Annotated in this window: 32 protein-coding genes; 8 read left to right on the plus strand and 24 right to left on the minus strand. The window is 72.5% G+C overall.

Annotated features, from left to right (window positions below; translation table 11 throughout):
- Nucleotides 1-16 precede the first annotated feature (16 nt).
- The 3 genes from tsaE to AC3RJ8_RS13405 all read right to left on the minus strand — a co-directional run bounded on the left by tsaE (nucleotide 17) and on the right by AC3RJ8_RS13405 (nucleotide 2,859).
- Nucleotides 17-556: a tRNA (adenosine(37)-N6)-threonylcarbamoyltransferase complex ATPase subunit type 1 TsaE gene (tsaE, locus tag AC3RJ8_RS13395; protein WP_489713099.1), complete on the minus strand. Its 540-nt coding sequence runs from the start codon at nucleotides 554-556 to the stop codon at nucleotides 17-19.
- Nucleotides 553-1,767 carry an alanine racemase gene (alr, locus tag AC3RJ8_RS13400; RefSeq protein WP_489713100.1) on the minus strand — a complete coding sequence of 405 codons (1,215 nt, stop codon included), beginning with the start codon at nucleotides 1,765-1,767 and terminating at the stop codon, nucleotides 553-555. The genes tsaE and alr overlap by 4 nt, the downstream gene beginning before the upstream one ends.
- A gap of 105 nt (nucleotides 1,768-1,872) precedes the next feature.
- Nucleotides 1,873-2,859 (minus strand): pseudouridine synthase, encoded by a 987-nt coding sequence (locus AC3RJ8_RS13405; protein ID WP_489713101.1) that lies wholly within the window; start codon nucleotides 2,857-2,859, stop codon nucleotides 1,873-1,875.
- A 117-nt stretch (nucleotides 2,860-2,976) separates the two neighbouring features.
- Between AC3RJ8_RS13405 and AC3RJ8_RS13410 the strand changes: the two genes are divergently transcribed.
- Genes AC3RJ8_RS13410 through AC3RJ8_RS13420 form a run of 3 tightly spaced genes read left to right on the plus strand, consistent with a single transcriptional unit; the run spans nucleotide 2,977 to nucleotide 4,956 of the window.
- Nucleotides 2,977-3,621, plus strand: coding sequence for a TlpA family protein disulfide reductase (locus tag AC3RJ8_RS13410; protein ID WP_489713102.1), 645 nt, complete (start codon nucleotides 2,977-2,979; stop codon nucleotides 3,619-3,621).
- 4 nt (nucleotides 3,622-3,625) lie between these two features.
- Nucleotides 3,626-4,477, plus strand: coding sequence for a cytochrome c biogenesis CcdA family protein (locus AC3RJ8_RS13415; protein WP_489713103.1), 852 nt, complete (start codon nucleotides 3,626-3,628; stop codon nucleotides 4,475-4,477).
- The gene (locus AC3RJ8_RS13420) at nucleotides 4,474-4,956 is read left to right on the plus strand and encodes a glutathione peroxidase (protein ID WP_489713104.1); all 483 of its coding nucleotides are present in this window, start codon (nucleotides 4,474-4,476) and stop codon (nucleotides 4,954-4,956) included. The genes AC3RJ8_RS13415 and AC3RJ8_RS13420 overlap by 4 nt, the downstream gene beginning before the upstream one ends.
- Before the next feature lie 40 nt (nucleotides 4,957-4,996).
- Here AC3RJ8_RS13420 and AC3RJ8_RS13425 read toward each other — a convergent pair whose 3' ends face one another.
- Nucleotides 4,997-5,527 carry a MarR family winged helix-turn-helix transcriptional regulator gene (locus AC3RJ8_RS13425; protein ID WP_489713105.1) on the minus strand — a complete coding sequence of 177 codons (531 nt, stop codon included), beginning with the start codon at nucleotides 5,525-5,527 and terminating at the stop codon, nucleotides 4,997-4,999.
- Nucleotides 5,528-5,576: 49 nt separating this feature from the next.
- Here AC3RJ8_RS13425 and AC3RJ8_RS13430 point away from each other — a divergent pair, with 49 nt between their 5' ends.
- Complete coding sequence (locus AC3RJ8_RS13430; protein ID WP_489713106.1) at nucleotides 5,577-6,311, plus strand: SDR family NAD(P)-dependent oxidoreductase; 735 nt, start codon at nucleotides 5,577-5,579, stop codon at nucleotides 6,309-6,311.
- Between the two features lie 84 nt (nucleotides 6,312-6,395).
- On the opposite strand, the gene AC3RJ8_RS13435 is transcribed toward AC3RJ8_RS13430, so the two are convergent.
- The gene (locus tag AC3RJ8_RS13435) at nucleotides 6,396-8,012 is read right to left on the minus strand and encodes a bifunctional ADP-dependent NAD(P)H-hydrate dehydratase/NAD(P)H-hydrate epimerase (protein ID WP_489713107.1); all 1,617 of its coding nucleotides are present in this window, start codon (nucleotides 8,010-8,012) and stop codon (nucleotides 6,396-6,398) included.
- A gap of 56 nt (nucleotides 8,013-8,068) precedes the next feature.
- Between AC3RJ8_RS13435 and AC3RJ8_RS13440 the strand changes: the two genes are divergently transcribed.
- A complete protein-coding gene (locus tag AC3RJ8_RS13440) occupies nucleotides 8,069-9,124 on the plus strand; it encodes a TIGR03560 family F420-dependent LLM class oxidoreductase (protein ID WP_489713108.1) in 1,056 nt (351 codons plus the stop codon).
- A 78-nt stretch (nucleotides 9,125-9,202) separates the two neighbouring features.
- Here the strand turns inward: AC3RJ8_RS13440 and AC3RJ8_RS13445 are convergent, their stop codons facing one another.
- From AC3RJ8_RS13445 to glmS, 3 genes are read right to left on the minus strand one after another with little or no spacing between them, the layout of a single operon-like run.
- Nucleotides 9,203-9,553: a holo-ACP synthase gene (locus tag AC3RJ8_RS13445; protein ID WP_489713109.1), complete on the minus strand. Its 351-nt coding sequence runs from the start codon at nucleotides 9,551-9,553 to the stop codon at nucleotides 9,203-9,205.
- The gene (locus AC3RJ8_RS13450; protein WP_489713110.1) at nucleotides 9,550-9,912 is read right to left on the minus strand and encodes a pyrophosphatase; all 363 of its coding nucleotides are present in this window, start codon (nucleotides 9,910-9,912) and stop codon (nucleotides 9,550-9,552) included. The genes AC3RJ8_RS13445 and AC3RJ8_RS13450 overlap by 4 nt, the downstream gene beginning before the upstream one ends.
- Before the next feature lie 23 nt (nucleotides 9,913-9,935).
- Nucleotides 9,936-11,882, minus strand: a complete 1,947-nt coding sequence (gene glmS, locus AC3RJ8_RS13455) for a glutamine--fructose-6-phosphate transaminase (isomerizing) (protein WP_489713111.1) — start codon at nucleotides 11,880-11,882, stop codon at nucleotides 9,936-9,938.
- A 238-nt stretch (nucleotides 11,883-12,120) separates the two neighbouring features.
- Between glmS and coaA the strand changes: the two genes are divergently transcribed.
- Nucleotides 12,121-13,080 carry a type I pantothenate kinase gene (gene coaA, locus AC3RJ8_RS13460; protein WP_489715639.1) on the plus strand — a complete coding sequence of 320 codons (960 nt, stop codon included), beginning with the start codon at nucleotides 12,121-12,123 and terminating at the stop codon, nucleotides 13,078-13,080.
- Here coaA and AC3RJ8_RS13465 read toward each other — a convergent pair.
- The 5 genes from AC3RJ8_RS13465 to rplM all read right to left on the minus strand — a co-directional run bounded on the left by AC3RJ8_RS13465 (nucleotide 13,066) and on the right by rplM (nucleotide 17,121).
- Nucleotides 13,066-13,806 carry a DedA family protein gene (locus tag AC3RJ8_RS13465; RefSeq protein WP_489713112.1) on the minus strand — a complete coding sequence of 247 codons (741 nt, stop codon included), beginning with the start codon at nucleotides 13,804-13,806 and terminating at the stop codon, nucleotides 13,066-13,068. The genes coaA and AC3RJ8_RS13465 overlap by 15 nt on opposite strands.
- A gap of 178 nt (nucleotides 13,807-13,984) precedes the next feature.
- Entirely contained in the window at nucleotides 13,985-14,686 is a 702-nt protein-coding gene (locus AC3RJ8_RS13470) for a peptide deformylase (protein WP_489713113.1), read from the minus strand.
- Nucleotides 14,683-16,044, minus strand: a complete 1,362-nt coding sequence (gene glmM, locus AC3RJ8_RS13475) for a phosphoglucosamine mutase (protein WP_489713114.1) — start codon at nucleotides 16,042-16,044, stop codon at nucleotides 14,683-14,685. The genes AC3RJ8_RS13470 and glmM overlap by 4 nt, the downstream gene beginning before the upstream one ends.
- 106 nt (nucleotides 16,045-16,150) lie before the next feature.
- Nucleotides 16,151-16,639, minus strand: coding sequence for a 30S ribosomal protein S9 (gene rpsI, locus AC3RJ8_RS13480; protein WP_489713115.1), 489 nt, complete (start codon nucleotides 16,637-16,639; stop codon nucleotides 16,151-16,153).
- 32 nt (nucleotides 16,640-16,671) lie between these two features.
- Complete coding sequence (rplM, locus tag AC3RJ8_RS13485; RefSeq protein WP_407318952.1) at nucleotides 16,672-17,121, minus strand: 50S ribosomal protein L13; 450 nt, start codon at nucleotides 17,119-17,121, stop codon at nucleotides 16,672-16,674.
- A gap of 240 nt (nucleotides 17,122-17,361) precedes the next feature.
- On the opposite strand from rplM, the gene AC3RJ8_RS13490 reads away from it, so the two are divergent.
- Nucleotides 17,362-17,775 (plus strand): DUF5709 domain-containing protein, encoded by a 414-nt coding sequence (locus tag AC3RJ8_RS13490; protein WP_489713116.1) that lies wholly within the window; start codon nucleotides 17,362-17,364, stop codon nucleotides 17,773-17,775.
- Between the two features lie 127 nt (nucleotides 17,776-17,902).
- Here the strand turns inward: AC3RJ8_RS13490 and truA are convergent, their stop codons facing one another.
- Nucleotides 17,903-18,787 (minus strand): tRNA pseudouridine(38-40) synthase TruA, encoded by an 885-nt coding sequence (gene truA / locus AC3RJ8_RS13495; protein ID WP_489715640.1) that lies wholly within the window; start codon nucleotides 18,785-18,787, stop codon nucleotides 17,903-17,905.
- Between the two features lie 97 nt (nucleotides 18,788-18,884).
- Between truA and AC3RJ8_RS13500 the strand changes: the two genes are divergently transcribed.
- The gene (locus AC3RJ8_RS13500; protein ID WP_489715641.1) at nucleotides 18,885-19,631 is read left to right on the plus strand and encodes an ROK family protein; all 747 of its coding nucleotides are present in this window, start codon (nucleotides 18,885-18,887) and stop codon (nucleotides 19,629-19,631) included.
- Here the strand turns inward: AC3RJ8_RS13500 and AC3RJ8_RS13505 are convergent.
- From AC3RJ8_RS13505 to secY, 10 genes are all read right to left on the minus strand, one after another.
- A complete protein-coding gene (locus AC3RJ8_RS13505) occupies nucleotides 19,528-20,382 on the minus strand; it encodes an alpha/beta fold hydrolase (RefSeq protein ID WP_489713117.1) in 855 nt (284 codons plus the stop codon). The genes AC3RJ8_RS13500 and AC3RJ8_RS13505 overlap by 104 nt on opposite strands.
- A 79-nt stretch (nucleotides 20,383-20,461) precedes the next feature.
- Nucleotides 20,462-20,971 carry a 50S ribosomal protein L17 gene (gene rplQ, locus AC3RJ8_RS13510; RefSeq protein ID WP_489713118.1) on the minus strand — a complete coding sequence of 170 codons (510 nt, stop codon included), beginning with the start codon at nucleotides 20,969-20,971 and terminating at the stop codon, nucleotides 20,462-20,464.
- 76 nt (nucleotides 20,972-21,047) lie between these two features.
- Nucleotides 21,048-22,064, minus strand: a complete 1,017-nt coding sequence (locus AC3RJ8_RS13515) for a DNA-directed RNA polymerase subunit alpha (RefSeq protein ID WP_407318958.1) — start codon at nucleotides 22,062-22,064, stop codon at nucleotides 21,048-21,050.
- 182 nt (nucleotides 22,065-22,246) lie between these two features.
- A complete protein-coding gene (gene rpsK / locus AC3RJ8_RS13520) occupies nucleotides 22,247-22,654 on the minus strand; it encodes a 30S ribosomal protein S11 (RefSeq protein ID WP_407318959.1) in 408 nt (135 codons plus the stop codon).
- A gap of 80 nt (nucleotides 22,655-22,734) precedes the next feature.
- Nucleotides 22,735-23,109: a 30S ribosomal protein S13 gene (rpsM, locus tag AC3RJ8_RS13525; RefSeq protein WP_407318960.1), complete on the minus strand. Its 375-nt coding sequence runs from the start codon at nucleotides 23,107-23,109 to the stop codon at nucleotides 22,735-22,737.
- Between the two features lie 179 nt (nucleotides 23,110-23,288).
- The gene (gene rpmJ / locus AC3RJ8_RS13530) at nucleotides 23,289-23,402 is read right to left on the minus strand and encodes a 50S ribosomal protein L36 (protein WP_088289657.1); all 114 of its coding nucleotides are present in this window, start codon (nucleotides 23,400-23,402) and stop codon (nucleotides 23,289-23,291) included.
- An 82-nt stretch (nucleotides 23,403-23,484) separates the two neighbouring features.
- On the minus strand, nucleotides 23,485-23,706 hold the full coding sequence (gene infA, locus AC3RJ8_RS13535; RefSeq protein ID WP_012867920.1) for a translation initiation factor IF-1: 222 nt from the start codon (nucleotides 23,704-23,706) through the stop codon (nucleotides 23,485-23,487).
- 257 nt (nucleotides 23,707-23,963) lie between these two features.
- Nucleotides 23,964-24,833 carry a type I methionyl aminopeptidase gene (map, locus tag AC3RJ8_RS13540; RefSeq protein WP_489713119.1) on the minus strand — a complete coding sequence of 290 codons (870 nt, stop codon included), beginning with the start codon at nucleotides 24,831-24,833 and terminating at the stop codon, nucleotides 23,964-23,966.
- 6 nt (nucleotides 24,834-24,839) lie between these two features.
- Nucleotides 24,840-25,397, minus strand: a complete 558-nt coding sequence (locus tag AC3RJ8_RS13545) for an adenylate kinase (RefSeq protein ID WP_489715642.1) — start codon at nucleotides 25,395-25,397, stop codon at nucleotides 24,840-24,842.
- An 80-nt stretch (nucleotides 25,398-25,477) separates the two neighbouring features.
- Entirely contained in the window at nucleotides 25,478-26,776 is a 1,299-nt protein-coding gene (gene secY, locus AC3RJ8_RS13550) for a preprotein translocase subunit SecY (RefSeq protein ID WP_489713120.1), read from the minus strand.
- Nucleotides 26,777-26,859 lie beyond the last annotated feature (83 nt).

Below are 26,859 nucleotides of genomic sequence, written 5' to 3' on the forward strand. Positions count from 1 at the left end.
CGGACCGCATCACGGCTCAGGGCAGCAGGGAACCCAGGTCCACGCCGGACCACCGGGGCCCGATGCCGCGCAGCACCGCGTGCCGGGTGCCGGCCTCCGCGTCGCCGGCCGACCCGTCGAGCCCCCCGCGCGGCCGGACCAGGTCGATCTCGAGCCGCTCGTCGGTGAGTGCCTCGGCCAGTCCCCGGCCCCACTCGACCACGGTGACGGACTCGTCGAGGGAGGAGTCCAGGTCGAGCGCGTCGAGCTCGGACAGGTCGCCGAGCCGGTAGGCGTCGACGTGCACGAGGGCGGGCCCCGGCGACCCGTCGGCCGCGACGGAGCCCGGCAGCGGTGGGTGCTCGCGCGCCACGATGAACGTCGGCGAGGCGACCTGCCCGCGCACGCCGAGCGCGGCGCCCAGCCCCTGGGTCAGGGTCGTCTTGCCCGCACCCAGGTCACCGGTGAGGATCACGAGGTCCCCGGCCCGCAGCACCCCGGCCAGGGCCGCCCCCAGCGCCCGCGTGGACTCGGCGTCCGGCAGGTCGGTCTCGGTCTGCACGACGGCGTCGCTCACGGCAGCACTTCTCCTTCGGACGTGTAGAGCCTCGGCACGCGCGCGCCGAGGCGGGTGACGATCTCGTAGCTGATGGTGCCCACGGCGTCGGCCCAGTCCTGGGCGTTGGGCACGTCCGCACCGTGCGCCACGCCGTCGGAGGAGCCGAACAGGGTCACGACGTCCCCGGCCCGCTCCCGGGCGCCCGGTCCGAGGTCGAGCACGAGCTGGTCCATGCAGACCCGGCCCGCGACGCGCAGCACCCGGTGGTCGGCACCGGACCCGACGGTGATCGGACCGCCCGGGCCCGCGGACCCGCCGGAGGCCTGCCGAGGCACCCCGTCGCCGTACCCCACGGGCACGAGGCCGACGGTGGTGTCCTGCGTCGTGGTGTACAGGTGCCCGTAGGACACACCCTCCCCGGCCGCGACCTGCTTGACGCCCGCGAGCCGGGAACGGAAGGTCATGGCGGGGCGCAGGCCGTGCTCGCTCGGTGCACCCAGGAGCGGGCCCGGCGAGAACCCGTAGACGGAGATCCCCGTGCGGACGAGATCGTGGTGCAGCTCCGGCAGCGTCAGGGTCGCCGCAGAGTTCGCGAGGTGGCGCACCTCGGGGTGCAGGCCGCCGGACCGCACGGTGTCGAGCGCGTCGCCGAACGCCGCCGCCTGCCGGGCGATCGAGGGGTGGCCGGGCTCGTCGGCGCACGCCAGGTGCGAGAACACACCGACGACCCGCAGCTCGCCCGAGGCCTCGAGGGCGGCCGCCCGCCGGACGACGTCGGGTAGGTCGCGCATCGCGACGCCACCGCGCGAGAGCCCGGTGTCGACCTTGAGGTGCACGCGCGCCACGCGGCCCGCCGCTCGTGCCCCGGCCGCGATCTCGTCGATCGCCCACGGGGCGCCGGCGGTCACGTCGACGTCGGCCCGGACCAGGTCCGCGAACGGTGTACCCGGCGTGAGCAGCCACACGAGCACGCGCACGTCGGTCGGGCCGAGCCCGGCCCGCAGCGCCAGGGCCTCGGAGGCGGTCGCGACACCGAGCCAGCGGGCGCCGCCCGCGAGCGCCGCCCGGGCGACGGGCAGCATCCCGTGCCCGTAGCCGTCCGCCTTGACGACGGCCATGAGGTCCGACGACGGCGCGTGGCCGCGCAGGGCGCGCACGTTGTCGCTGATCGCGTCGAGGTCGACGACGGCCTGGGCCGGGGTGCCGTCGCCGAGTGCAGGGAGGCTCACGATCAGCGATTCTCTCACCGCCCGCGCCCTGACCGGGCGGGCACGCTGGTCCGGCGCGCTGTGGGTATGAGATCTCCAGGATCTGCCGCGACAGACCGGCAGATTTCATACCCGCAACGGGGCGGCGGGGGGCCAGGCCGACAGCGAGCGTCGGGAGACGAGCTCGCGGCGCTCGCCGGTCAGCGGGTCGTCGAACACGAGCGACCTGGCCAGCAGCTGCAGCGGCCGCGCGGGGTCGTCGGGCGCGTCCGGGCGCAGCTCCGGCCAGAAGGGGTCGTGCAGGATCGGCAGGCCCATCGACGCCATGTGCAGGCGCAGCTGATGCGTCTTGCCGGTGCGCGGCTCGAGCCGGTAGAGGCCCAGCCCGCGGGCAGGGTCACGCCCGACGAGGTCGATGCGCGACTCCGCGTTCGGCTCGCCGGGCACCTCCTCGGCGCGCACGACGCCGCGACGCTTGACGATGCGTGAACGCACGGTGCGTGGGAACCCGGTGCGCGGGGAGACCGTGCCCGGGTCGGCGGCCGGCAGCGGCGCGACGGCCTCGTAGACCTTCCGGACCCTGCGCTCCTGGAACACGAGCTGGTAGGCGCCGCGCACCTCGGGCCGCACGGTCAGCACGAGCACCCCCGCCGTGGGCCGGTCGAGACGGTGCGCGGGCACCAGCTCGGGCAGCCCGAGCGTCACCCGCAGGTGGGTCAGCACGGTCTGGGTCACCCAGCGCCCGCGCGGCATCGTCGCGACCAGGTGCGGCTTGTCCACCACGAGCAGGTTCTCGTCGCGGTGCAGCACCTCGACGTCCGCCAGCGCCGGGACGACGGGCTCGTCGTCGGGCGGGTCGCGGTACAGGTAGAGGAAGCCGCGCGGCTCGTAGGGCGTGTCCTCGGTGACGACGGCGCCCGATCCGGTGACCACCTCCCCCGCGGAGACCTTCTCGCGCAGGCGGGCGCCGTCGTCGGGGAAGCGGTCCAGCAGGTAGGCGACGGCAGTGGCGAACCGCGCCCGGCTGACGTCGTCGTGCGGAAGCACCAGGCGCGTCGGGTTGAGGCCGTCGCGCACGGGCAGCGGCGGGACGTGCGGGCGCGGGGACGGCATGGGCCCATTGTCGCGCCACGACGCGACGCGTTCGGGCGGACGGGACCAGCGCGGTGTCATGACCTCGTAAGGCACCCAGGGGTGGGCCTGCCGCGACCCGCGGGCAAGACTGGGAGCATGAACCGCCGACTGCACCGCACCGCCGTGGCCCTGGCCGCGGCCGCCACCCTCACCGTCGCGGGTTGTGCCGCCGACCCGGAGACCGCCGAGCCCGCCTCCGGCGCGAGCGAGGACATGGCCTCCGACATGCCGGCCGACGACACGGCCGAGACCGACATGAGCGAGGAGGACATGGCCGAACCCATGGACGACGAGCCCATGGACGACGAGGCGGGCGAGGACATGGCGGCCGAGACCATGAGCCCCGCCGTCTACGACTTCTCCGGCACGACGCTGGACGGCGAGCCGTTCGACGGCGCGTCGCTGGAGGGCAGCCCGGCCGTCCTGTGGTTCTGGGCGCCGTGGTGCCCCACCTGCATCATGCAGATCCCGGCCGTCACCGACCTGGCCGAGACCTACGGCGACGACGTCGCCGTCGTCGGGATCGGAGGGCTCGACGACGCCGCTGCCATCAGCGACATGGCCGAGCAGAACATCTCCGGGATCACGCACGTCGTCGACGACGCGGGTGAGGTGTGGCAGCACTTCGGCATCACGCAGCAGTCCACGTTCGTGGTGCTGGACGCCGCCGGCGAGGTGGTGCTCGAGGGCTCCGTGCCCGAGTCCGAGCTCGAGGCCGCCGTCGCCGACCTCGCGGGCTGAGCCGGTGCTCGACGACGGCGCCTTCGCGCTGGCCCTGGGCGCGGGCCTCGTGGCGGCCGTCAATCCCTGCGGCTTCGCGCTGCTGCCCGCCTACCTTGCCACCCTGGTCCGCCCCGAGGACGGTCGTGCCTCCGCCGTCGGGCGGGCGCTGCGCTCCACGGCGGCCCTCACGCTCGGGTTCGTGGCGGTCTTCGGGGTGTTCGGCCTCGTCGTCGCGCCGGTGGCGAGCTCCGTCCAGCGCTGGTTGCCGGCGTTCACGCTGGTGCTCGGCGTCGTGCTGGCCGCCGCAGGTGTCTGGGTGCTGGCCGGCCGCGAGCTGCCCGGTCTGCGGCTGCTGCGCACGGGCAGTGGCAAGCCGCTGACGGACCGTTGGTGGTCGGTGGTCGGGTTCGGCGCCTCGTACGCCCTGGCGTCGCTGACGTGCACGATCGCCCCGTTCCTCGCCGTCGTGGTGACGGCGTTCCGTGCCGGGTCGGTCGGGCAGGGTGTGGCCCTGTTCGCCACCTACGCGGCCGGGATGGCACTGCTCGTCGGGACGGCCGCCGTCGTCGTGGCGACCGCCGGAGCCGGCGTCGTGGGCCGGGCGCGGAGCGCCGGGCCGGTCCTCGCCCGCGTCGGCGGGGCGATCCTGCTGCTCGCCGGCGCATACGTCGCCTGGTACGGGTTCTGGGAGCTGCGAGTGCTGTCCGGCGACGTCACGGCGGACCCGGTGGTCGGCGCCGCGGCGTCCGTCCAGCGGTGGCTCGCCGAGGCCGCGCAGGGCTTCGGATGGGTCGGGCTGCTGGTCACGCTGGTCGTCGTCGCGGGGCTCGGAACCTGGTGGCACCGCCGCCGGCGGGCGAAGATGGACGCATGAGTCTCTACGACATCCCCTTCGACCGCATGGACGGCACGTCCGCGACCCTCGCCGAGCACCGCGACGACGTGGTGCTGATCGTCAACGTCGCCTCCCGCTGCGGGCTGACGCCGCAGTACGACACGTTGGAGGCCCTGCAGCGCAAGTACGCCGACCGGGGCTTCACGGTGGTCGGATTCCCGAGCAACCAGTTCCTCCAGGAGCTGTCGAGCGACGAGAAGATCGCGGAGTTCTGCTCCACCACCTACGGGGTCACGTTCCCCGTGGTGTCGAAGGTCAAGGTCAACGGGAAGAACGCCCACCCGCTCTACCAGGAGCTCACCAGGGTCCCCGACGCCGGCGGGCACGACGGCCGGATCCGCTGGAACTTCGAGAAGTTCCTCGTGCTGCCCGGCGGCGAGGTGCGCCGCTACTCCCCCAAGACGGTGCCGGACGACCCCGAGATCATCGAGGCGATCGAGACCCACCTGCCGAGGTAGTACCCGGGCCAGCGCCGGCCCGGCCGAGGAAGGCAGTACCTCACCTGGAGTCCTCGACCAGCGGCAGCGAGGCCAGCAGCGTCCCGAGGAGGCGTCCGAGCGCGGCCCGCTCGTCCGCGTCGAGCGCGCCGAGGAGCCGCTCCTCGTGCTCGAGCAGCTCGCGCACCACGCGCTCGACGACCCCCTGCCCCGCGGCCGTGAGCGTGACCGCGACGGCTCGCCGTCCGGCCGTCGAGGGCGCCCGGGTGACCAGCCCGTCGCGCTCGGCGCGCGCGACCCGCTGCGAGACCGCCCCGGCGGTGACGAGAGTCTGGGCCGTGAGCTCGCGGGTGGTGAGGGTCCAGGGCTCGCCGGATCGGCGCAGCGTGCTGAGCAGGTCGAGCGTCGCGCCGTCGACGCCGAGCCGGGCCAGCGTCCGACGGCGTTCGTCGGCCAGACGCTTGGCGACGCGCCACAGCGGCGTGATCACCTCGATCGACGACGTCGGCACACCGGGCAGCTCACGGTCCCACGCCGCGGCGATCTCGCCCGCCGGCAGGGCTGCCGTCGCGTCGAAGGGGTAGTCAGGCATCCCGTCCTCCTTTATGTTTAGATCTAAACATATCCGAACGGAGGACCACGTGGGCCGTCAGATTCTGATCACCGGGGGCTCGGGCGGCATCGGCCGTGCGATCGCCCGCACCTTCACCGCCGCCGGCGACGACGTCGTCATCACCGGGCGCCGGCCCGGACCGCTCGACGCGGCCGCCGCGGAGACCGGCGCCCGGCCGGTCGTGTGCGACGCGTCCGAGCCGGCCGCCGTCGAGGCCCTCGTCGACGAGCTCGACGCGCCGCTCGACGTCGTCGTCGCCATGGCCGGCGGCAACCGGGACTTCGACCGCCCGGCCGACGGCGCCGCCACCGACCCGACGCTGGCCGACCTGGCCGCTGCCTGGCGCGCCAACCTCGACGCCAACCTCGTGAGCACCGTCCTGACCGTCACGGCCGCCCTGCGCACCATGGGTCCGGGCGGCACGATCGTCACCGTAGGGTCGATCGGCGCCGAGTACGCCGGCGGCTCGTACGGCGTCGCGAAGGCCGCGGTCCAGGCGTGGACCGCCGGACTCTCTGCGCAGGTCGGACCGCGCGGCATCACCGCCAACTGCGTCGCACCGGGCTACGTCGAGGGCACCGACTACTTCAAGGGCCGGCTCACCGACCAGCGCTACGAGCGCCTCGTCGCCGCCACCCACGACAAGCGCGCCGGCACTCCTGACGACGTCGCCGCCCTGGTCGCGTTCCTCGCCTCCCCCGGAGCCCGGCACCTCACCGGCCAGACCCTGCACGTGGACGGCGGCGCGTTCACGACCCGCTGATGTCGGCCGCCAGGAGCAGCCCCGCCCCGCCGGCGACCGGGGCCGGCGTCCCGTGCGGGTGCGGATCGAAGCGCGCGAAAGCCGTCATCGTGCGACGAGCTCCGCCACGGTGGCCGGTATCGCCTCGGCCACGTCGAGCGCCGAGACCGGGCCTCCGGGGTTCGCGCGGTGGGCGGCCGTGCCGTGCACTAGGGCGGCGGCGGCGGCGACCTCCGCCGCGAGCGCCGGCCGTTCCACCACGTCCGTGGAGCGCGCCGCGAGCATCGCCCCCAGCAGGCCGGCCAGCACGTCACCGGCACCGGCCGTGGCCAGCCAGCCCGGTGCGTCAGCCTGCGCGTAGGCCACCGACGGCCCGACGACGACGGTCACGCCACCCTTGAGCAGCACGGTCGCGCCGGTCAGCTCGTGCGCCCGGCGCGCCCAGCGCAGCGGGGCGGCCTCGACGTCGCGGCGGCGGACGTCCTCGCCCCGCGACCGCAGGAGCGTGGTCAGCTCGCCGGCGTGCGGGGTCAGGACGAACCACGGGGGGCACCGGTCCCCGAGGAGGGCCAGGCCACCGGCGTCGACGACGGCGGGTGCCGGGTCACCCATCCCGGCAAGGTCGCCGCGGGCGGCGGCCAGACCCGCGCCACCTCTCTCGTGCTGGCCGTCGTCGGCACCGTCCGGCTGGTCGGGGCCGCTGGGGACACCGGGTCCCACGACCCACGACTGCACCCGGCCCGGCCCGACGACCACCTCGGGCCGCACCGCCACCACGGACCGCCCCACGGCGTCCGGCCCGCGGTAGCGGACCATCCCGGCGCCCGTGCGGACGGCCGCCGAGGCCGCGAGCACGGCGGCGCCCGGGTAGGCCGCCGTGCCGGCGACCAGGCCGACGACGCCGCGCGTGTACTTGTGGTCGGCCTGGCCGGGGACGGGCCAGGCGGACGCGACGTCGTCCCGAACCAGCCGGTGGACCGCCGGCGGTCCGGTCAGGTCGAGGCCGATGTCGACCACGGTCAGCTCCCCCACCACCCGGGCCGCCGGCGGCAGCACGAGCCCCGGCTTCACTGCCCCGAAGGTGACCGTGCGGTCGGCGGGCAGGACCGGCCCCGGGAGGGTGCCGTCGTCGGCCCCGATCCCGGAGGGCAGGTCGACCGCGACGACCCACGGCCGCTCGCCACCTGTTGTGGGTATGGAATATCCCTCTTCACCACCACGCAGACCGGGAGATTCCATACCCACAGCGTCGGTGGGGGCCGCAGCGTCGGAGAGGGCGGTGACGAGGTCGGCGGGCAGCCCGCGGAGCGGCCCGCGGGCGCCGATGCCCACGAGCCCGTCCACGACGACGTCCGCCCGGGCGACGTCCGCCGCGACGGCCCCGAGCCGTTCGGGGGCTCGCGCCAGGTCCACGACGACGCCGCCCGCGGCACGCAGGGCCGCCAGGCCTCCGGGGTGCGCCCGATCCGAGGTGCGGACCGCGTCGACCCGCAGCCCCCGACGGGCCAGCGCCGCACCGGCGTGCAGCGCGTCCCCGCCGTTGTTCCCCGCGCCCACCAGCAGCACGACGCGCGCGCCCCGCACGTGCCGCCGTCGGGCCCGGACGTCCTGGAGCACATGCAGCGCGAGCGCGAAGGACGCGCGTTCCATCAGCGGGGCTCCGGCCTCCAGCAGGGGGGCCTCGGCGGCACGGACGTCGGCGGTGTTCCAGGCGGCGATCATGCCCGCATCCTCCCGCGACGCGCGCACCGGTGCAGCAGGGGAATAGGCTCAGGACCATGCGATTCGGACTCTTCATCCCGCAGGGCTGGCGTATGTCGCTCACCGACATCCCCCCGGAGCAGCACTGGGAGACGATGCTGTCTCTCCTTCACTACGCCGACAACGCCGCGGCCGGCGAGGCCGTGCCCGGCGGTCCCTGGGCGTGGGAGAGCGTATGGGTCTACGACCACTTCCACACGGTCCCGACCCCCAGCACCGAGGCGACGCACGAGGCGTGGTCGCTCATGGCCGCCTTCGCCGCCTCCTCGCAGCGGGTGCGCCTGGGTCAGATGTGCACCTGCATGGCCTACCGCGAGCCCACGTACCTGGCGAAGGTCGCCTCCACGGTGGACGCGATCTCCGGCGGGCGCGTCGAGATGGGCATCGGTGCCGGCTGGTACGAGCACGAGTGGCGGGCGTACGGCTACGGCTTCCCCACCGCCGGTGAGCGGCTGCGCGCGCTGGACGAGGGGGTGCAGATCATGGAGCAGATGTGGCGCACCGGCTCGTCCGGCCGGTTCGACGGCCATCGCTACCAGGTCGACGGGGCGCTGTGCTACCCGCAGCCGCTGCAGCAGCTGCCGGTGGGCGTCGGGGGCTCGGAGGTCCCGAGCATCCCGCTGTGGATCGCCGGCGGCGGCGAGAAGAAGACGCTGCGTATCGCCGCGCAGCACGCCCAGTACACGAACTTCTCTGGCACCCCGGAGGAGTTCTCCCACAAGTCGCGGATCCTCGAGCAGCACTGCGCCGACGTGGGCCGCGACTTCGGCGAGATCACGCGCTCGGCCAACTACAACGTGGTGATCGGCGAGAACCAGGCCGCCATCGACGACAAGCTCGCCTGGATCGACGACCACTTCGCTCGCTATGCGCCGGGCGACCAGGGTCACCGTGAGAGCTCGTTGTGGCGCCACGGCCTCATGGTCGGCACGCCGGAGCAGATCGTCGAGAAGCTCACGGAGATGCGGTCGTTGGGCATGACCTACGCGATCACGTACTTCGCGAACGCGGCCGGGGACCGGGACCAGATCGAGCTCTTCCAGCGGCAGGTCATCCCGGAGCTCCAGGACTGACCCCTCGGGTCCCCACGCTGCCGTGATGGCCCGTCTGACTCTGCGGACGGGCGTCACGGCAGGGTCGGCACCCAGGGGCTATCCCTCGGCGACGACCATCGCCGAGGAGATCCCGGCGTCGTGCGAGATCGACAGGTGCCAGTGGCGCACACCGAGCTCGTCGGCGCGGGCCTGCACGGTGCCCCGCAGCTCCACCTCGGGCGGCCCGCCGACCACCCGGTGGACGGTGGCGTCGTGCCAGTGCATGGTCCCCGGAGCGCCCAGCGCCTTGGCGATCGCCTCCTTCGCGGCGAACCGCGCGGCGAGCGACGAGGCGGGCAGGTCCCGCTCCGCCTCGGTGAAGAGCTTCTCCCGCAGCCGCGGCGTCCGCTCCAGCGTGGCCATGAACCGCGCGACGTCGACGACGTCGATGCCCACCCCGATGATCACCGGCGCACCCCCGCCTCGTCCTGCGGCTCCACGAGGTCGCGGAACCGGAACCACTTGCTCTCGAGCTCAGCCTCCAGGTCGACGTCGAACCGCCGGGCGACCAGGAGCAGCTGGGCGAGGACGTCCGCCAGCTCGGCCCGGAACGCGGCGTCCACCGCACCGGCGCCCTCGCCCCGGTCCCGCGAGCGCCCCGACCGGGCCAGGTACGCCTGCGTCAGCTCGCCGACCTCCTCGTGGAGCTTGAGCACCAGCCAGTCGTCCGACCGTGGCACCCCGAACCGGCGCTCGTAGACGCGCGAGATGATCTCCACCTCGTCGGCGAGCGCGGCCAGGGTGGTGCCGGTGCGCGGATCGCTCATCGCCGGCTCCTCCGTCGACCCGTTCACTCGACGGTGACGGACTTGGCGAGGTTGCGCGGCTGGTCGACGTCGAGGCCCTTCGCCGTGGCGAGCGCCATCGCGAAGATCTGCAGGGGAACCACCGCGAGCAGCGGCTGGAGCAGGGTGGGGGCCTTCGGGATCCAGAAGATCTCGTCGGCGAAGGGGCGCACGTCGTCGTCGCCGTCCTCCGCGATGACGAGCGTGCGCGCCCCGCGGGCCCGGATCTCCTGGATGTTCGAGACCACCTTCGAGTGCAGCTGGTCGCGGCCGTGCGGCGAGGGCACGACGACGAACACGGGCTGCCCCTCGTCGATCAGCGCGATCGGTCCGTGCTTCAGCTCACCGGCCGCGAAGCCCTCGGCGTGGATGTACGCGAGCTCCTTGAGCTTGAGCGCTCCTTCCATGGCCACGGGGTAGCCGACGTGCCGGCCGAGGAACAGGACCTTGTCGGCGCCCGCCATCGACCGTGCCGTCGCCCGGACGTACTCGCCGCGCTCGATGACGGTCTGGACCTTGCGGGACATGTCCCGCAGCTCGTCGAACGTGGCCGCGATCTCGTCGGGGAACTTGTTGCCGCGCAGCTGGGCGAGGTAGAGCCCGAGGACGTAGGCGGCGGTGATCTGCGCCAGGAAGGCCTTGGTCGAGGCGACGGCGATCTCGGGGCCGGCGTGCGTGTAGAGCACGGCGTCCGACTCGCGCGGGATCGTGGACCCGTTGGTGTTCACCACGGCGACCACCTTGGCCCCCTGCTCGCGCGCGTGCCGCACCGCCATCAGCGTGTCCATGGTCTCGCCGGACTGCGAGATCGCCACGACCAGGGTCTGGGCGTCGACGATCGGGTCGCGGTAGCGGAACTCGTGCGCGAGCTCGACCTCCACCGGGATGCGGCACCAGTGCTCGATGGCGTACTTCGCGACGTGCCCGGCGTACGCGGCTGTGCCGCAGGCGACGACGATGATCTTGTCGACGGCGCGCAGCACCGACTCGTCGATGCGCAGGTCGTCCAGGACGATGCGTCCCGAGGAGTCCGTGCGCCCCAGCAGCGTGTCGGCCACCGCGTGCGGCTGGTCGTGGATCTCCTTGTCCATGAACGAGTCGAAGCCGCCCTTCTCCGCGGCGGCGGCGTCCCAGTCGACCGTGAACCGCTTGCCCTCGGCGGGCAGACCGTCGAAGTCGACCACCGTCACCGACGTCGGCGTGATCGTGACGACCTGGTCCTGCCCGAGCTCCATCGCCTCCTTGGTCTGCGCGACGAACGCCGCGACGTCGGACCCCAGGAAGTTCTCGCCCTCGCCGAGACCCACGACCAGCGGGGAGTCGTGCCGCGCCCCGACCACCGTCCCCGGCGCGTCCGCGTGCACCGCCAGGAGCGTGAACGTCCCGCGCAGGCGACGGGCGGTGGCCGCCATCGCGGCCGTCAGGTCGCCAGCGGCCCGGTACTCGCGGGCCAGCAGCTGCGCGGCGACCTCGGTGTCCGTCTCGGAACGGAAGGTGGCGCCGTCGGCGGCGAGTAGTTGGCGAAGTTCGGCAAAATTTTCAATGATGCCGTTGTGGATCACGGCGAGGCGATCGTCGTCGGCGAGGTGCGGGTGGGCGTTGCCGTCGGTGGGACCGCCGTGGGTCGCCCACCGGGTGTGCCCGACGGCGGCGGTGGCCTCCGGCAGGGGGCGCTCCGCGAGCTCCGTCTGCAGGTTGACCAGCTTGCCCGCCTTCTTCGCGGCGGCGACGTGCTCGCTGCCCGGCCCGACGAGGGCGACACCGGCGGAGTCGTAGCCGCGGTACTCGAGCCGCTTCAGCCCCTCGAGCACCATCTCCAGCGGTCGCGTCGACACGGTGAGCCCGGCCGCGTCGCCGTCCTGCGCATCCCGCGCCGCGGTGCTGCCCGCACCGCTGCCCGAGGCGCTGGCCGAGCGGGAGCCTGATCCGGTGTAACCGACGATGCCGCACATGCGCGGGATTCTACCCACGCCGTCCGGCCGCTGCGGCGCCCGGTGCCGCCCGGTGCCGCCCGGTGCCGCCCGGTGCCGCCCGGTGCCGCCCGGTGCCGGGGCGACCCGGTGGACGACCTGCCGGTCTCCCGGGGCCGCGGTTTGCGTCGCCGGTGGGGACCTCGGGCAGAATCGACCAGTGACCTCCTCGTCCGCGACGCCCGCTGCCGGCAACGGTGGACCGACGTCGCTCCCTCCGCTGTCGGAGCACCTGCCGCGGCTCGCGCCGGCCTCCCCCTACGTCGACTTCGACCGAGCCGCCTGGAGCGCCCTGTCCGAGCAGACCCCCCTGCCGCTCACCGACGACGACGTCACGCGGCTGCGCGGCCTCGGCGACCCGATCGACCTGGCGGAGGTCGACGCCGTCTACCGACCGCTGTCCCGGCTCCTCAACCTCTACGTCACGGCCACGGCCGGGCTGCACCAGGCGACGTCGACATTCCTGGGCGAGGAGCCGCCGCGCACCCCCTACGTCATCGGCGTCGCCGGGTCGGTCGCGGTCGGCAAGTCGACGACGGCGCGCGTGCTGCGCGAGATGATGGCGCGCTGGCCTGAGACACCGCACGTCGAGCTCATCACCACCGACGGGTTCCTGTACCCCAACGCCGAGCTGGAGCGCCGGGGCCTGCTCGAGCGCAAGGGGTTCCCCGAGTCGTACGACCGCCGGGCGCTCGTCCGATTCCTGTCCCGTGTGAAGGCCGGCCACCCCGAGGTCTACGCCCCCGTGTACTCGCACGTGTCCTACGACATCGTGCCCGACCAGGAGGCGGTGGTGCACCGCCCGGACGTCCTTATCGTCGAGGGTCTCAACGTGCTCCAGCCCGCCCGCCCCACCTCGGCCACCGACCCCACGGTGGCGGTGAGCGACTTCTTCGACTTCTCGATCTACGTCGACGCCCGGACCCGCAACATCCGCCAGTGGTACGTGGACCGGTTCCTCAAGCTGCGCCGGACGGCGTTCAGCCGGCCGGAGTCCTACTTCCGCCGCTACGCCGACCTGTCCGACGCCGAGGCCACGCAGCGGGCGCTGAGCATCTGGGAGTCGATCAACGCGCCCAACCTCGAGCAGAACGTCCTGCCCACGCGCGGGCGCGCCACACTCGTGCTGACGAAGGGCTCGGACCACTCCGTGCAGCGCGTGCGGCTACGCAAGCTCTGACGGCCGGTGGCCGCCCTGGTCGGCAGGTCCGTCAGCGGGTTCGTCGTCGCGGTCGCCGTCGCGTGCCGGGGCACCCACCGGCACCTGGTGGCGCATCTCCTCCAGGACCTCCTCGCGCGGGGTGAACGCCTGGACGACACGGTCGACCACGAGCCCGAGCAGGCCACCGCCCACGACGCCCACGACCATCGCGAGCAGGGGGTCGTGCCCCAGCACCTCGGCGGCGGCGATCCCGATGAGCGTCGAGTAGCCGGCCCACAGCACCGCGGCGACGCCGGAGAACGCCATGAACCGCCGCTGCGGGTACCCGAGCGCCCCGGCGGTCATGTTCACGGCCACGCGGCCGACGGGGATGTACCGCGCCGCGATGATGAACACGGCGCCGCGACGGGCCAGCGCTCGGCGCGCCCACGACACCGTCTTGCGGCCTCGTGTGCTCCGCATCGACAGCAGCCGCTCGGTGCCGAACCGGCGCCCCAGGAGGTAGGCGGTCTGGTCGCCGAGCCACGCACCCACCGCCGCGATGGGGATGATGAGCCACAGCCAGGGCATCCCGGTCGCCTGGGCCGAGATGACGAGCGTCACGAGCACGGACTCGCTGGGGACCGGTGGGAAGAACCCGTCGATGAACGCCGAGGCGAACATCGCGGGATAGATCCACAAGGACGCGGCGATCTCGAGGATCCAGGCCTCCACCTGGTCCAGCATCGCGGTGATTCCCGGCACGCGGTCCCTCGTTCGTCGGCCGACACGAGCCGGCGGCGGCGTCGGCACCGTCCGGTGCCACGGGTACCAGGGTAGGGCTGCGTGGGAGCCCGGGACATCAGGGAGATCCCCCGGCCGCCCCTGAGCGTCGAACGTTCACGCCCGCTTCACAGCATCTGTTCAGCGCACCCCGGAGCGGTCAGGGCAGCGGGAAGCCGAGCAGCTCCGCGGCCGGCGCCGGGTCGGGCGACCGTCCCCAGTACCGGGCGAGGTTCTCGTTCGAGGTCAGCGAACGGGTCTCGGCACGGTCGAGGTAGAGCTCACCGCGCAGGTGGTCCGTCTCGTGCTGCACGATCCGCGCCGGCCACCCTGTCAGCACCTCGTCCAACGGCGCGCCGGTCTCGTCCTGGCCGGTGAGCCGGATGCGACGGGGACGCGCGACGACGGCCTGCCAGCCGGCCACGGACAGGCATCCCTCGAAGAACGCGACCCGTGAGGGCGCCGACGCGGAGGCGCTGTCGTCCCCGGCCCCGCCGTCGTCCTCCACCGCGACGTAGCAGGGGTTCACCAGCACGCGGTACGGCATCGGCAGGCGCTCTCGCTCGTCACCGGGCAGGCCGGCGTCCTCGCAGACGGCGAGGGCGAGCCCGATGCCGACCTGCGGGGCGGCGAGACCCACGCCGGGCGCCGCCCGCATGGTCCGGTGCATCGCCTCCAGCAGCCGCGGGAGCTCGTCGCCGAGCTGCCCGACGTACGGCGTGGCGGGGGTGCGCAGCACGGGGTCGCCGGCCTGCACGACCGGGAGGACGCCGGGAGCGTCCCGGCGGTCGAAGGCCACGTCGAGGAGCTCGCCCACGGCGTCCGCCAGGGCCCGCGCGGGCCCGCCGGACCACGTGCTCACAGGCCGAGCCGCTCCCGCACGACACCGGCGAGCGACTCCGCGACACCGTCGGCCTGCGTCTGGGTCGCGGCCTCGACCATGACCCGCACGACAGGCTCCGTGCCGGACGGGCGCAGCAGCACGCGCCCGGTCTCGCCCAGCAGGGACTCGGCGCTCTCGACCGCCGCGCGCAGGTCCTCGTCCGTGTCCGTGCGCGCCTTGTCGACGCCCTTGACGTTGACGAGGGTCTGCGGCAGCCGGGGAATCTCCGTGGCGAGGTCGGCGAGCCGCTTGCCGGTGGCCTTGACCCGCGCGGCGAGGTGCAGGGCGGTGAGCACGCCGTCGCCCGTCGTGGCGTGCTCGGCGAGGATGATGTGTCCGGACTGCTCACCGCCCAGCCCGTAGCCGTGCGCCCGCATCTCCTCGAGCACGTACCGGTCGCCGACGCCCGTCTGGACGGTCGTGATGCCGGCGTCCTTCATGGCCAGGAGGAGTCCCAGGTTGCTCATGACGGTGACCACGAGCGTCTCCCCCGCGAGCCGCCCCTCGTCCTTCAGCGACTTGGCGAGGATGCCGAGGATCTGGTCACCGTCCACCAGGACGCCCCCGTGGTCGACGGCGAGGCACCGGTCGGCGTCGCCGTCGAACGCCACCCCGAAGTCGGCCTCGGCGGCCACCACGACGGCCTGCAGCTGCTCGGGGTGGGTGGAACCGGCCTTCTCGTTGATGTTGCGCCCGTCGGGGCTGGCGTTGATGACGACGACGTCGGCACCCGCCGCCCGCAGCGCGTCGGGCCCGACGTGGCTGGCCGCGCCGTTGGCCGCGTCCACCGCGATCCGCAGGCCGTCGAGCGGACGGAGGTCGGGCGTCGTGCCGATGCTGGCTGTCAGGTGCTCGACGTACTGCTCGGCCGCGATGCCCGTGTCGGTCCGCATGCGCCCGACGTCGGCACCGGTCGGCCGCTCCCAGCCGTTGCCGAGCGCCGCCTCGATCTCGTCCTCGACGCTGTCGTCGAGCTTCAGCCCGCCGCGGGCGAAGAACTTGATGCCGTTGTCGGGCATGGCGTTGTGCGAGGCGGACACCATGACACCGAGGTCGGCGTGCATCGCGCTCACGAGGTAGGCGAGCGCGGGGGTCGGCACCACGCCGAGGTCCACGACGTCGACGCCGGAGGCCGCCAGGCCCGCGGAGACCGCGGCGGAGAGGAACTCACCCGAGGCGCGCGGGTCCCGCCCGACGACCGCCTTCGGGCGGTGCCCTGGCACCGTGCGCGAACCCAGCACATGGGCGGCGGCGCTGCCGAGGTCGAGCGCGAGCTCGACCGTCACGTCGCGGTTGGCCAGGCCACGGACGCCGTCCGTGCCGAAGAGTCGTGCCATCGGTTCTTGTCCTCTCGGGGGTGGGGCGCTCGGACGATCGTAGTGCGTCCGGACATGCGGACGGCCCCGCCGGAGGACCGACGGGGCCGTGCGCGGAAGCGACGGATCAGCGCTTCGAGTACTGCGGAGCCTTGCGGGCCTTCTTGAGACCGGCCTTCTTGCTCTCCACGGCGCGGGGGTCGCGCGTGAGGAAGCCGGCCTTCTTCAGGGCCGCGCGGTTCGCGTCCCGGTCGATCTCGTTGAGGGCGCGGGAGATGCCCAGACGCAGCGCACCGGCCTGGCCCGAGGGGCCGCCGCCGGTGATGCGGGCGATGACGTCGAAACGCCCCTCGACCTCGACGAGCTTCAGCGGGTCGTTGACCAGCTGCTGGTGCACCTTGTTCGGGAAGTAGTCCTCGAGGGTGCGACCGTTGATCTTCCACTGGCCGGTGCCGGGGACGAGGCGCACGCGCGCCACGGCCTCCTTGCGGCGACCCAGGGCCTGGCCCGGGGCAGTGACGGACTGACCGCCGTTGGCCACAGGGGCCGCGGTCTCGGTGGTGTAGTTGCTGGGCGTGTTCTCGTCCAGCTCGGTGTCGACGGTGGTGTCAGCCACGGTGTTTCCTTCGCTCGGCATCGGGCAGCGGCTCAGGCCTGCTGCGAAAGCTGGGTGATCTCGAAAGGCTGGGGCGTCTGGGCCGCGTGCGGGTGCTCCGCACCGCGGTAGACCTTGAGCTTCTTGATCTGCTCGCGCCCGAGCGTGTTCTTGGGGAGCATGCCGCGCACGGCCTTCTCCACGGCCTCCTCGGGGTTGTTCTCGAGGAGGTCGCCATACTTGACGGAACGGAGGCCGCCCGGGTAACCGGAGTGGCGGTAGGCGAGCTTGTCCTCGCGCTTGTTGCCGGAGAGGGCGACCTTGTCCGCGTTGATGACGATGACGAAGTCACCGCCGTCGACGTGCGGCGCGAAGGTCGGCTTGTGCTTCCCGCGCAGGAGCGTGGCGACCTGGCTGGCCAGGCGGCCCAGGACGACGTCGGTCGCGTCGACGACGTGCCAGTCGCGCTGGATGTCGCCGGGCTTCGGGGTGTACGTACGCACGGTTCGTAACCTTTTTCATGGTCGGTGTCGTCGGGCGAGAAGCGGCGCCCGATGAGTCAGATGTCGTGCGCGGGGCCCTGGTGGCGTCCTGGCCTTGCGAGGTCTGACGGTGGGAACGCAGACGACGCGGGACGACGGGGCATAGCACAACGACTGTTCAGTCTAGCGGCACGCTCTCGCAGCGGTCAAAGCGACCTCGGTCACCTCGCGGGCCCGGCGCAGCCGGTGCACCGTGGAGGCATGACGGAAGACACTCCAGGAACCCGTGCGGACCCCGAGCTCGTCACCGAGGGCGACGGCAACCAGCTGCCCACCGAGGACACCCTCCTCGACCGGGGCACCCAGGACGCGCTGGACGAGGGCTACTCCCCGCCGGAACGCCCGCGGCGCAACCACTGGGGCGAGACGTCCTGGGAGGAGACGCACGGCGAACCGCTCGACCGGCGCCTCGCCGAGGAAGAACCCGAGACCTGGGAGGAAGACCCCCTGGACCGGCCGGACACCTCCCGCGCGGGCCGCCTCGTCGAGGACGACCACGCCGACCCGAACGCCGACGGCACGCGCGACAACGACGTGTACGGGACGGACGCCGGGATCGACGGCGCGGGGGCGACCGCCGAGGAGGCCGCCGTCCACTGGGTCGAGGAGCCGTGAGCCGCAGCAACCGGGCGAGGTAGCGCACCCAGCCGCGAGGTAGCACGGGAAGGACGGCCGAGCCTGGGTGTGTGGTCCCGCACCGCACGCGGAGCGCTACCCCAGCGCTACCTCGCCGAACCCAGCGCTACCTCAGGTCGTCGGGCGAGCGTCGCGCCCGGATGCGCGCGGCGCGCGCGGCGAGCTCCTCGTCGGGTGGGTAGTCCACGCGCTCGAGCGTGAGCCCGCGCGCCGGTGCGACCGCCGCGGCCGCCGACCGGCTCCCCCCGGCCAGCACCTGCTCCGGGTCGTCCGGCCGGCGGCGGCCCTCCCCGACCGCCATGGACATCCCCACGAGCGCGCGCACCATCGAGTGGCAGAAGGCGTCCGCCTCGACGACGGCGACGACGAGCCCGGCGTCCGCCCCGGTCGTGGGACGCGACCAGTCGAAGCGCGTCAGCTCACGGATCGTCGTCGCGCCCTCCCGTGGCTTGCAGTAGGCGGCGAAGTCGTGCAGGCCGACGAGCGGCTGCACGGCGGCGTGCATGGCCGCGACGTCGAGCTCGCGGCGATGCCACAGCACCCACTCGCGCGCCAACGGGTCGCGCAGGGCGTGGTCGTCGGCGACGCGGTAGCGGTAGGTCCGCCCGGCCGCGGAGAAGCGCGCGTCGAACCCGGCGGGCGCGGGAGACGCTCCGTGCACGACGACGTCGGGCGGCAGCACGCCCGCCAGCCGGTCGACCAGGGCCCGCCCGGGTGACCGGTCTGACCGGCCGGGCAACGTCTCCCACCGCGCGACGGGAAGGTCGACGTGCGCCACCTGACCTCGTGCGTGCACGCCCGCGTCGGTCCGGCCGGCGACCGTCAGGCGAGGGCGCGGCAGGCCGAGCGGCTCGACCCGGAGGATCGTCGCCAGGGCGTCCTCGAGCACGCCCTGCACCGTGCGCAGCCGTGGCTGGGTCGCCCAGCCGGCGAAGTGCGTCCCCGCGTAGGCGAGGTCGAGCCGCACCCGGACGGTACCGCCGTCGGGCACCGTCTCCGGCGACGATGTCGGGGGGCCGGCGGCGTCAGGGGGTGTCGAGGTGCTCACCGGACCATTCTGACCGGATGATGGACCGGTGGCCGATCTCATGACCCTCGCGGTGGACTGCGGTGGCGGCGGCATCAAGGCGAACGTCCTCGACTCGGCCGGCACCGCCCACGCCGCACCCGTCCGTGTCCCGACGCCGTACCCGCTCCCGCCCGCGCTGCTCGTCGACACCGTGGCCGGGATCGCTGCGGACCTGCCGCCCGCCGATCGGCTGACGCTCGGGATGCCCGGCATGGTGCGGCACGGCGTCGTCGTGCACACGCCGCACTACGTCACCCGCTCCGGGCCCCGCTCCCGAGTCGTCCCCGAGCTCGTGGCGGCCTGGCGCAGCTTCGACGTGCGGGCGGCGCTGGGCGACCGGCTCGCGATGCCCACCCTGGTCCTCAACGACGCCGAGGTCCACGGCGCCGGGGTGATCGCGTCGTCCGGCGTCGAGCTCGTCCTGACGCTCGGGACAGGTCTGGGCTCGGCGCTGTTCGACGGCGGCCGGCTCGCCCCGCACCTCGAGTGGTCGCGGGCACCGGTGCGCCGCGGCACCACGTACGACGCCTACGTCGGCGAGCCCGAGCGACGTCGCCTGGGCGACGGCCTGTGGTCGCGCCGCGTGGTCGCCGTCGTCGAGGGGCTCCGGCCGGTGTTCTGGTGGGACCGCCTCTACCTGGGTGGCGGCAACGCGCGCCGGATCACGCCGTCGGCCCTCGAGCGGCTCGGGGACGACGTGGTGGTGGTGCCGAACTCGGCCGCACTGGTGGGCGGCGCGCGGGCGTGGGACCTGCTCGTGGACTGAGGCCCTGCCACCCGGCGGCGTCGCGCGCGCTCTCCTGGGCGTCCATCTCGGCGTGCGCCTCCAGGACCGCTCGGCTGAAGGCGACCGGCTGGTCGAGGCTCACGAGGTGACGTGCGTGCGGCACCACGACGAGACGCGCCTCGGCTCCCCCTGCGCGGGCCGCGGCGAGCATCGAGCGCTCCTGACCGCGGAAGTGGTCCCACTGCCCGTTCACGAGCCGCACCGGGCTGTCCGTGGCCCGCAGGGCCGCACGGGTGTCGATCCGGCCCACCTCGCTGAGGACGTCCGCCATGACGTCGAGAGCGAAGCCTCCCGCCGCGAGGTCCTGACCGGACTCCGTGTCGAGCAGCCCACGGACGAAGGCCTCGTTGAGGCGCGCTCCGGAGTCCGGCCAGCGCTCGATCCAGCGGGCGAGCCGCAGCCAGCCTCCACGCAGGGGCACGTCCGTGCTGGTGCTGCAGGACGCGGCTACGAGCCCCGCGGACTGCTCGGGGAAGCGGGCGCGGTGCTCGATCGCGACATAGCCGCCGAGCGAGAGGCCCACCACCAGGGCCCGGCCGCCGACGTCCGCCACCGCGGCACGCACCGTCTCCACCGCCTCGTCGAGGGTGAACCGCTCGCCGCGCCGGGCACCGTGGCCGGGCTGGTCGGGAGCGGCCGTCGGGATGCCGGCGGCCCGCAGCGCCCGGGCCTGGCGCCGCCACATGGTGCACGAGGTCCGGGAGCCGTGCAGCAGCACCACGGGGAGCATGCCACCACGGTAGGGACGACGAGGGCCCCGCACCACCTCAGGTGGTGCGGGGCCCTCGCGGATCAGGCGGAGAGAGGACTCAGTCCTCCTTCTTCTCCTCGGCCGGGGCCTCGGTCTCGGTCGACTCGACCGGCGCCTCGGCAGCCTTCTCGTCCTTGGCCGGCTTCTCGTCCTTCGCCGACTTCTCGGCGGTCTTCGTGGCCTCCGCGACGACTGCCTGCTTGGGGCTGACCGGCTCGGTCACGAGCTCGATGACCGCCATGGGGGCGTTGTCGCCCTTGCGGTTGCCGACCTTCGTGATGCGCGTGTAGCCACCGTTGCGCTCGGCCATGGCCGGGGCGATCTCGGTGAACAGCGTGTGCACGACGGACTTGTCACGCACGACGGTCAGGACCCGACGGCGGGCGTGCAGGTCGCCCCGCTTGGCAAGCGTGATGAGACGCTCGGCGGTCGGACGCAGACGCTTGGCCTTCGTCTCGGTCGTGGTGATGCGACCGTGCTCGAAGAGCGCCGTCGCCAGGTTCGCGAGGATCAGGCGCTCGTGAGCCGGGCTGCCACCGAGCCGCGGACCCTTGGTGGGGGTAGGCATTTCTGGTTCTCCTTGAGGGTGGTACCGCGCCGCGCGGCCCCGTCATGTCGAGCGGGGCCGCTGCGGGCGCGGTGCGTCAGTACGACTGCTCGTCGCTGTACGAGGTCTCGTCGTCCCCGCCGCCGAAGTACTGCGCGCCGGAGGGGTCGAAGTCGAGCGGCGAGTCCTTGAGCGCGAGGCCGAGCTCGGCCAGCTTCTCCTTGACCTCGTTGATCGACTTCGCACCGAAGTTGCGGATGTCGAGCAGGTCCGCCTCGCTGCGCGCGACCAGCTCACCGACCTGGTGGATGCCCTCGCGCTTGAGGCAGTTGTACGACCGGATGGTGAGGTTGAGCTCTTCGATCGGCAGTGCCAGGTCCGCGGCCAGCGCGGTGTCCGTGGGCGACGGACCGATCTCGATGCCCTCCGCCTCGACGTTGAGCTCCCGGGCGAGACCGAACAGCTCGACGAGAGTCTTGCCGGCCGACGCGAGCGCGTCACGCGGTGCGATGGCCTGCTTGGTCTCGACGTCGACGATCAGCTTGTCGAAGTCCGTGCGCTGCTCGACACGGGTCGCCTCGACCTTGTAGGTGACCTTCAGGACGGGCGAGTAGATCGAGTCCACGGGGATCCGACCGATCTCGGCGTCCAGCGCCTTGTTCTGGGCGGCGGACACATAGCCACGTCCACGCTCGACGGTGAGCTCGATCTCGAGCTTGCCCTCGTCGTTGAGCGTGGCGATGTGCAGGTCGGGGTTGTGCACCTCGACACCCGCAGGCGGCACGATGTCCGCTGCGGTCGCCGCACCGGCGCCCTGCTTGCGCAGGTACATCACGACCGGCTCGTCGTTCTCCGAGGAGACGACGAGGTTCTTGATGTTGAGGATGATCTCGGTGACGTCCTCCTTCGCACCCGGCACGGTGGTGAACTCGTGGAGCACACCGTCGATGCGGATGGAGGTGACCGCCGCGCCCGGGATGGACGACAGCAGCGTGCGACGCAGCGAGTTGCCGAGCGTGTAGCCGAAGCCAGGCTCGAGCGGCTCGACGGAGAAGCGCGAGCGGTACTCCGAGATGACCTCTTCGGTCAGTGTGGGGCGCTGTGCGATGAGCACTGTGTTGGTCCTTTCAGTGTGCGTCCGCTATATGACGCATCACGCATCCGCGGTCTGGCGCGGTCCCGGGCGGGACTCGGTCCACCCGCCCGGGCAGGTTGCCGTCCGGACCCGGTGCGGGCGGGCGAGCACCTCTCGGTCCTCGTCCCGCCCGAGCCGGCGGTCCGGACGGCATCAGACAGTCAGACGCGGCGACGCTTCGGGGGGCGGCAGCCGTTGTGCGCCTGCGGCGTCACGTCCTGGATCGAGCCGACCTCGAGGCCGGTCGCCTGCAGGGAGCGGATCGCGGTCTCACGACCGGAGCCCGGGCCCTTGACGAAGACGTCGACCTTCTTGACGCCGTGCTCCTGGGCGCGACGGGCCGCCGACTCCGCAGCGAGCTGCGCGGCGTACGGCGTGGACTTGCGGGAGCCCTTGAAGCCGACGTGGCCGGCGGACGCCCACGAGATGACGGCACCCGACGGGTCGGTGATCGACACGATCGTGTTGTTGAAGGTGCTCTTGATGTGCGCCTGGCCGAGCGGGACGTTCTTCTTGTCCTTGCGGCGGGGCTTGCGCGGACCGGAGCCGGCGCGGGTCTTGGGAGGCATAGGTGAAAGTTCTCCTGGTACGAGGTCGTCGGACCGGGGCGGAGGTCAGCGGTGCTGACCCGCTCCACGGACTGCTGACGTCAGCGGGCCTTCTTCTTGCCCGCGACGGTGCGCTTCTTGCCCTTGCGGGTGCGCGCGTTGGTCTTGGTGCGCTGACCGCGCACCGGCAGTCCGCGACGGTGGCGCAGACCCTGGTAGGTACCGATCTCCACCTTGCGGCGGATGTCGGCAGCGACCTCGCGACGGAGGTCACCCTCGATCTGGTAGTTCCCCTCGAGGTAGTCGCGCAGCGCGACGAGCTCGGTGTCAGCGAGCTCCTTCACGCGAGCGTCCGGGGAGATCCCCGTCGCTGCGACGGTCTGCTCGGCGCGGGTACGACCGACGCCGTAGATGTAGGTGAGCGCGACCACGATCCGCTTCTCGCGGGGGAGGTCGACGCCGACAAGACGTGCCATGTGCCTCTCGGCTCCTGTACTGCTCTCCAGAGGTCTCCCGCACCGGCCTCCCGCGATGACCGCGGGCCCCGGCCCCTGGACCGGAGGTTCCCCCGCCGCCTCGTGAGACGGTCGGGTTCGTGCTGGTGCGCTGTGCGTGGCGCGTCCCTCAGGACGGCCACGGAGTCATGCTGCGGCGATCAGCCCTGGCGCTGCTTGTGGCGCTGGTTCTCGCAGATCACCATGACGCGACCGTGCCGGCGAATCACCTTGCACTTGTCGCAGATCTTCTTGACGCTCGGCTTGACCTTCATCAGTGTTCCTCCGCCGCCTCCCTGGCCGAGCCGCGAGGCCGACCGCACAGGCGGCGATGTAGATCGGGTGGGGGGATGACGACTACTTGTAGCGGTAGACGATCCGGCCACGGGACAGGTCGTACGGGCTGAGCTCCACCACGACCCGGTCCTCGGGGAGGATCCGGATGTAGTGCTGCCGCATCTTGCCCGAGATGTGTGCGAGAACCTTGTGCCCGTTGGCCAGCTCCACGCGGAACATCGCGTTCGGCAGGGCCTCGACCACGCTGCCCTCGATCTCGATGACACCGTCCTTCTTTGCCATGTCCTCCGCTAACTCTCGTCTGTGTCTCTCGACGGACTGCTGCCGCGCACCCTCGACCAGCCGTGGCGGCACCACAACAGGACGTCGGGAACGTGGATCGCGTGCTTCCGCTGGCCAGGCCGTCGCCCGTCACCGCGAGGACCAGGTCTGCACCGGGCACCTCGGGCTCAGGACGGGCACGATCGAACGGACTACACCCGACAGACCATCCTACTCCATACCTCGCTGAGGGCAACCACGGTGCCCGTTGACGTCCGTCACAGGGGAAGGGGTCGCACGCCGAAGGGCTCGAGGCCCTCCGCACCGAGGTCCTGGGCCGTCAGCACCGCCACTCCCCCGTCGAGGACCGCGACCGTGTGCTCCCAGTGCGCGGCCCGCGAACCGTCGGCGGTGACCACGGTCCAGCCGTCCTGCAGCACGTCGGTCCTCGCACCACCGAGCGTGACCATCGGCTCCACGGCCAGGCACATGCCCGGACGCAACCGCGGCCCCCGGTCGGTGGCGGCGAAGTTCAGCACGTCGGGCGGCTGGTGCATGGCCGTGCCGATGCCGTGGCCCGTGTACTCCTCGACGAGACCGAGCTCGGTCCCGAGGAGCTCGGCGGACAGGTCGACGGAGGCCTCGACGGCCACCCCGACGTCACCGACACGACGGCCTTCGGCGAGCGCGGCGATGCCTGCCCACATCGCGGTCCGGGTGGCCCGCACAAGCCCCTGAGCGGCCACGTCCGCGACGCCCGGGGCGCCGTCGACGTCCACCGCACCCCGCTCCCCCAGGACGAAGGAGAGCGCCGAGTCGCCGTGCCAACCCTCCACGACCGCGCCGCAGTCAACGGAGACGAGGTCGCCCGATGTGAGCACCCGCCGGCCCGGGATGCCGTGGACGACCTCCTCGTTCACCGAGGTGCAGATCGACGCCGGGAACCCGTGGTACCCCAGGAAGGAGGGCTCCGCGCCGGCCGCGGTGATCACGGCGGCGGCGACGGCGTCCAGGTCACCCGTCGTCATGCCCGGTCGAGCAGCCGTCCGCACCGCGGCGAGTGCCTTCGCCACGACCAGCCCGGCACGTCGCATGAGACGTACCTGGTCGAGGTTCTTGAGCTCGATCCGCGGGCGCGAACGGAACACGCCGGCTCAGCCGAGCTGCTGAGCGAGGGCGGCGACGATGCGGTCGGTGACCTCGGAGATCTCGCCGAGGCCGTCGACCCGGGCGAGGATGCCCCGCTCGGCGTAGGCCGCGGTGAGCGGCGCCGTCTCCGCGTCGTAGATGTCCAGCCGACGCTCGATGGCCGCGGGGGTGTCGTCCTCCCGGCCCTCGACCTCCGCGCGCTTGGCGATCCGCTCGAGCAGCTCGTCCCGGTCGGCCGTCAGCTCGATGACACCGTCCAGCTCCCAGCCCAGGTCGCTCAGGATCCCGTCCAGCGCCTCGACCTGGTGCGCGTTGCGCGGGTACCCGTCGAGCAGGAAACCGCCGTGCACGTCCTCCTCGGCGAGGCGGTCACGCACCATGGAGTCCGTCACCTCGTCGGGGACGAGCTCCCCCTGGGACGAGTACTCCTGGGCCAGCTTGCCCAGCTCCGTGCCCCCGGCGATGTTCGCGCGGAAGATGTCGCCGGTCGAGATCGCGGGGATCGCGAAGATCTCCGCGAGGCGGGCCGCCTGGGTACCCTTGCCGGCCCCCTGCGGGCCCATGATCACCAGACGCGTCACGCGTCCCTCGTCGCCGGGGGCGCCGTGGAGCTCGCGTCGGGTGGTCGGGGTGGTCGTCTCGGTCAACGGAGGAACCCTTCGTAGTGTCGCTGCTGGAGCTGGGAGTTGACCTGCTTCACGAACTCGAGGCCGACGCCGACGATGATGAGGATCGACGTGCCGCCGAACGGGATGTTCGTCGCAGCTCCCAGGAACACCAGCACCAGCGTCGGGATGAGCGCGATGATGGCGAGATAGAGCGCACCTGCCGACGTGATCCGGGTGATCACGAAGTCGAGGTACTCGGCCGTGGGCCGGCCCGCGCGGATGCCGGGGATGAAGCCCCCGTACTTCTTCATGTTGTCCGCGACCTCGTCCGGGTTGAACGTGATCGACGTGTAGAAGAACGCGAAGAAGACGATCATCAGGACGTACAGCACGATGTACAGCGCCTGGTCCTGCTGAGCGATGTTGTTGGAGATCCAGATGACCCAGTCGGCGCTCTGGTCGCCGAACTGGGCGAGGAGCGCGGGGATCGCGAGGATCGAGGCCGCGAAGATCACCGGGATCACGCCGGACATGTTGATCTTGATCGGGATGTAGGTGCTCGTCCCGCCGTACATCCGCCGTCCGACCATGCGCTTGGCGTACTGCACCGGGATCCGTCGCTGCGACTGCTCGACGTAGACGACCATCCCGATGACGAGGACGATGACCAGGATCATGATGATGAAGTTCAGCGGCCCGTTGGCGCCACCGGCGATCGACCACAGGGCGGTCGGGAAGCTCGCGACGATCGACGTGAAGATCAGCAGCGACATGCCGTTGCCGATGCCCTTCTCCGTGATGAGCTCGCCCATCCACATGACCAGGCCGGTACCGGCGGTCATCGTCACGACCATGAGCGCGGCCGTCAGGAAGCTGTCGTTCACGACGACGTCGAGCTGGCAGCCCGGGAACAGCAGCCCGGTGCGCGCCGTCGTGACGATCGTCGTCGACTGCAGGATGGCGAGCGCGATCGTCAGGTAGCGGGTGTACTGCGTCAGCTTCGCCTGGCCGGACTGCCCCTCCTTGTGGAGCGCCTCGAACCGCGGGATCACCACGCGCAGCAGCTGCGTGATGATGCTCGCCGTGATGTACGGCATGATCCCGAGGGCGAAGATCGACAGCTGCAGGAGCGCGCCACCGCTGAAGGTGTTGACCAGGCCCAGCAGGGAGGTCTCCCCCTCGAGCGTCGCGACGCACTGCTGCACGTTGGCATAGTCGACGCCCGGGGTCGGGATGAACGACCCCACGCGGAAGAGCGCCATGATGGCGATCGTGAACAGCAGCTTGCGCCGCAGGTCCGGTGTCCGGAAAGCCCGGCCGAATGCGCTGAGCACCTATCCTCCTGACCCGCCGCGGCGGGGTGTCGTGTCGCCGGAGTCCGGCGAGGTGTGGCACGTCGCCGTCGCGGACGTTGCCG

The sequence above is a fragment of the Isoptericola sp. MSGPD8_1_ISO-PGPR-S23-394 genome, assembly GCF_058072785.1.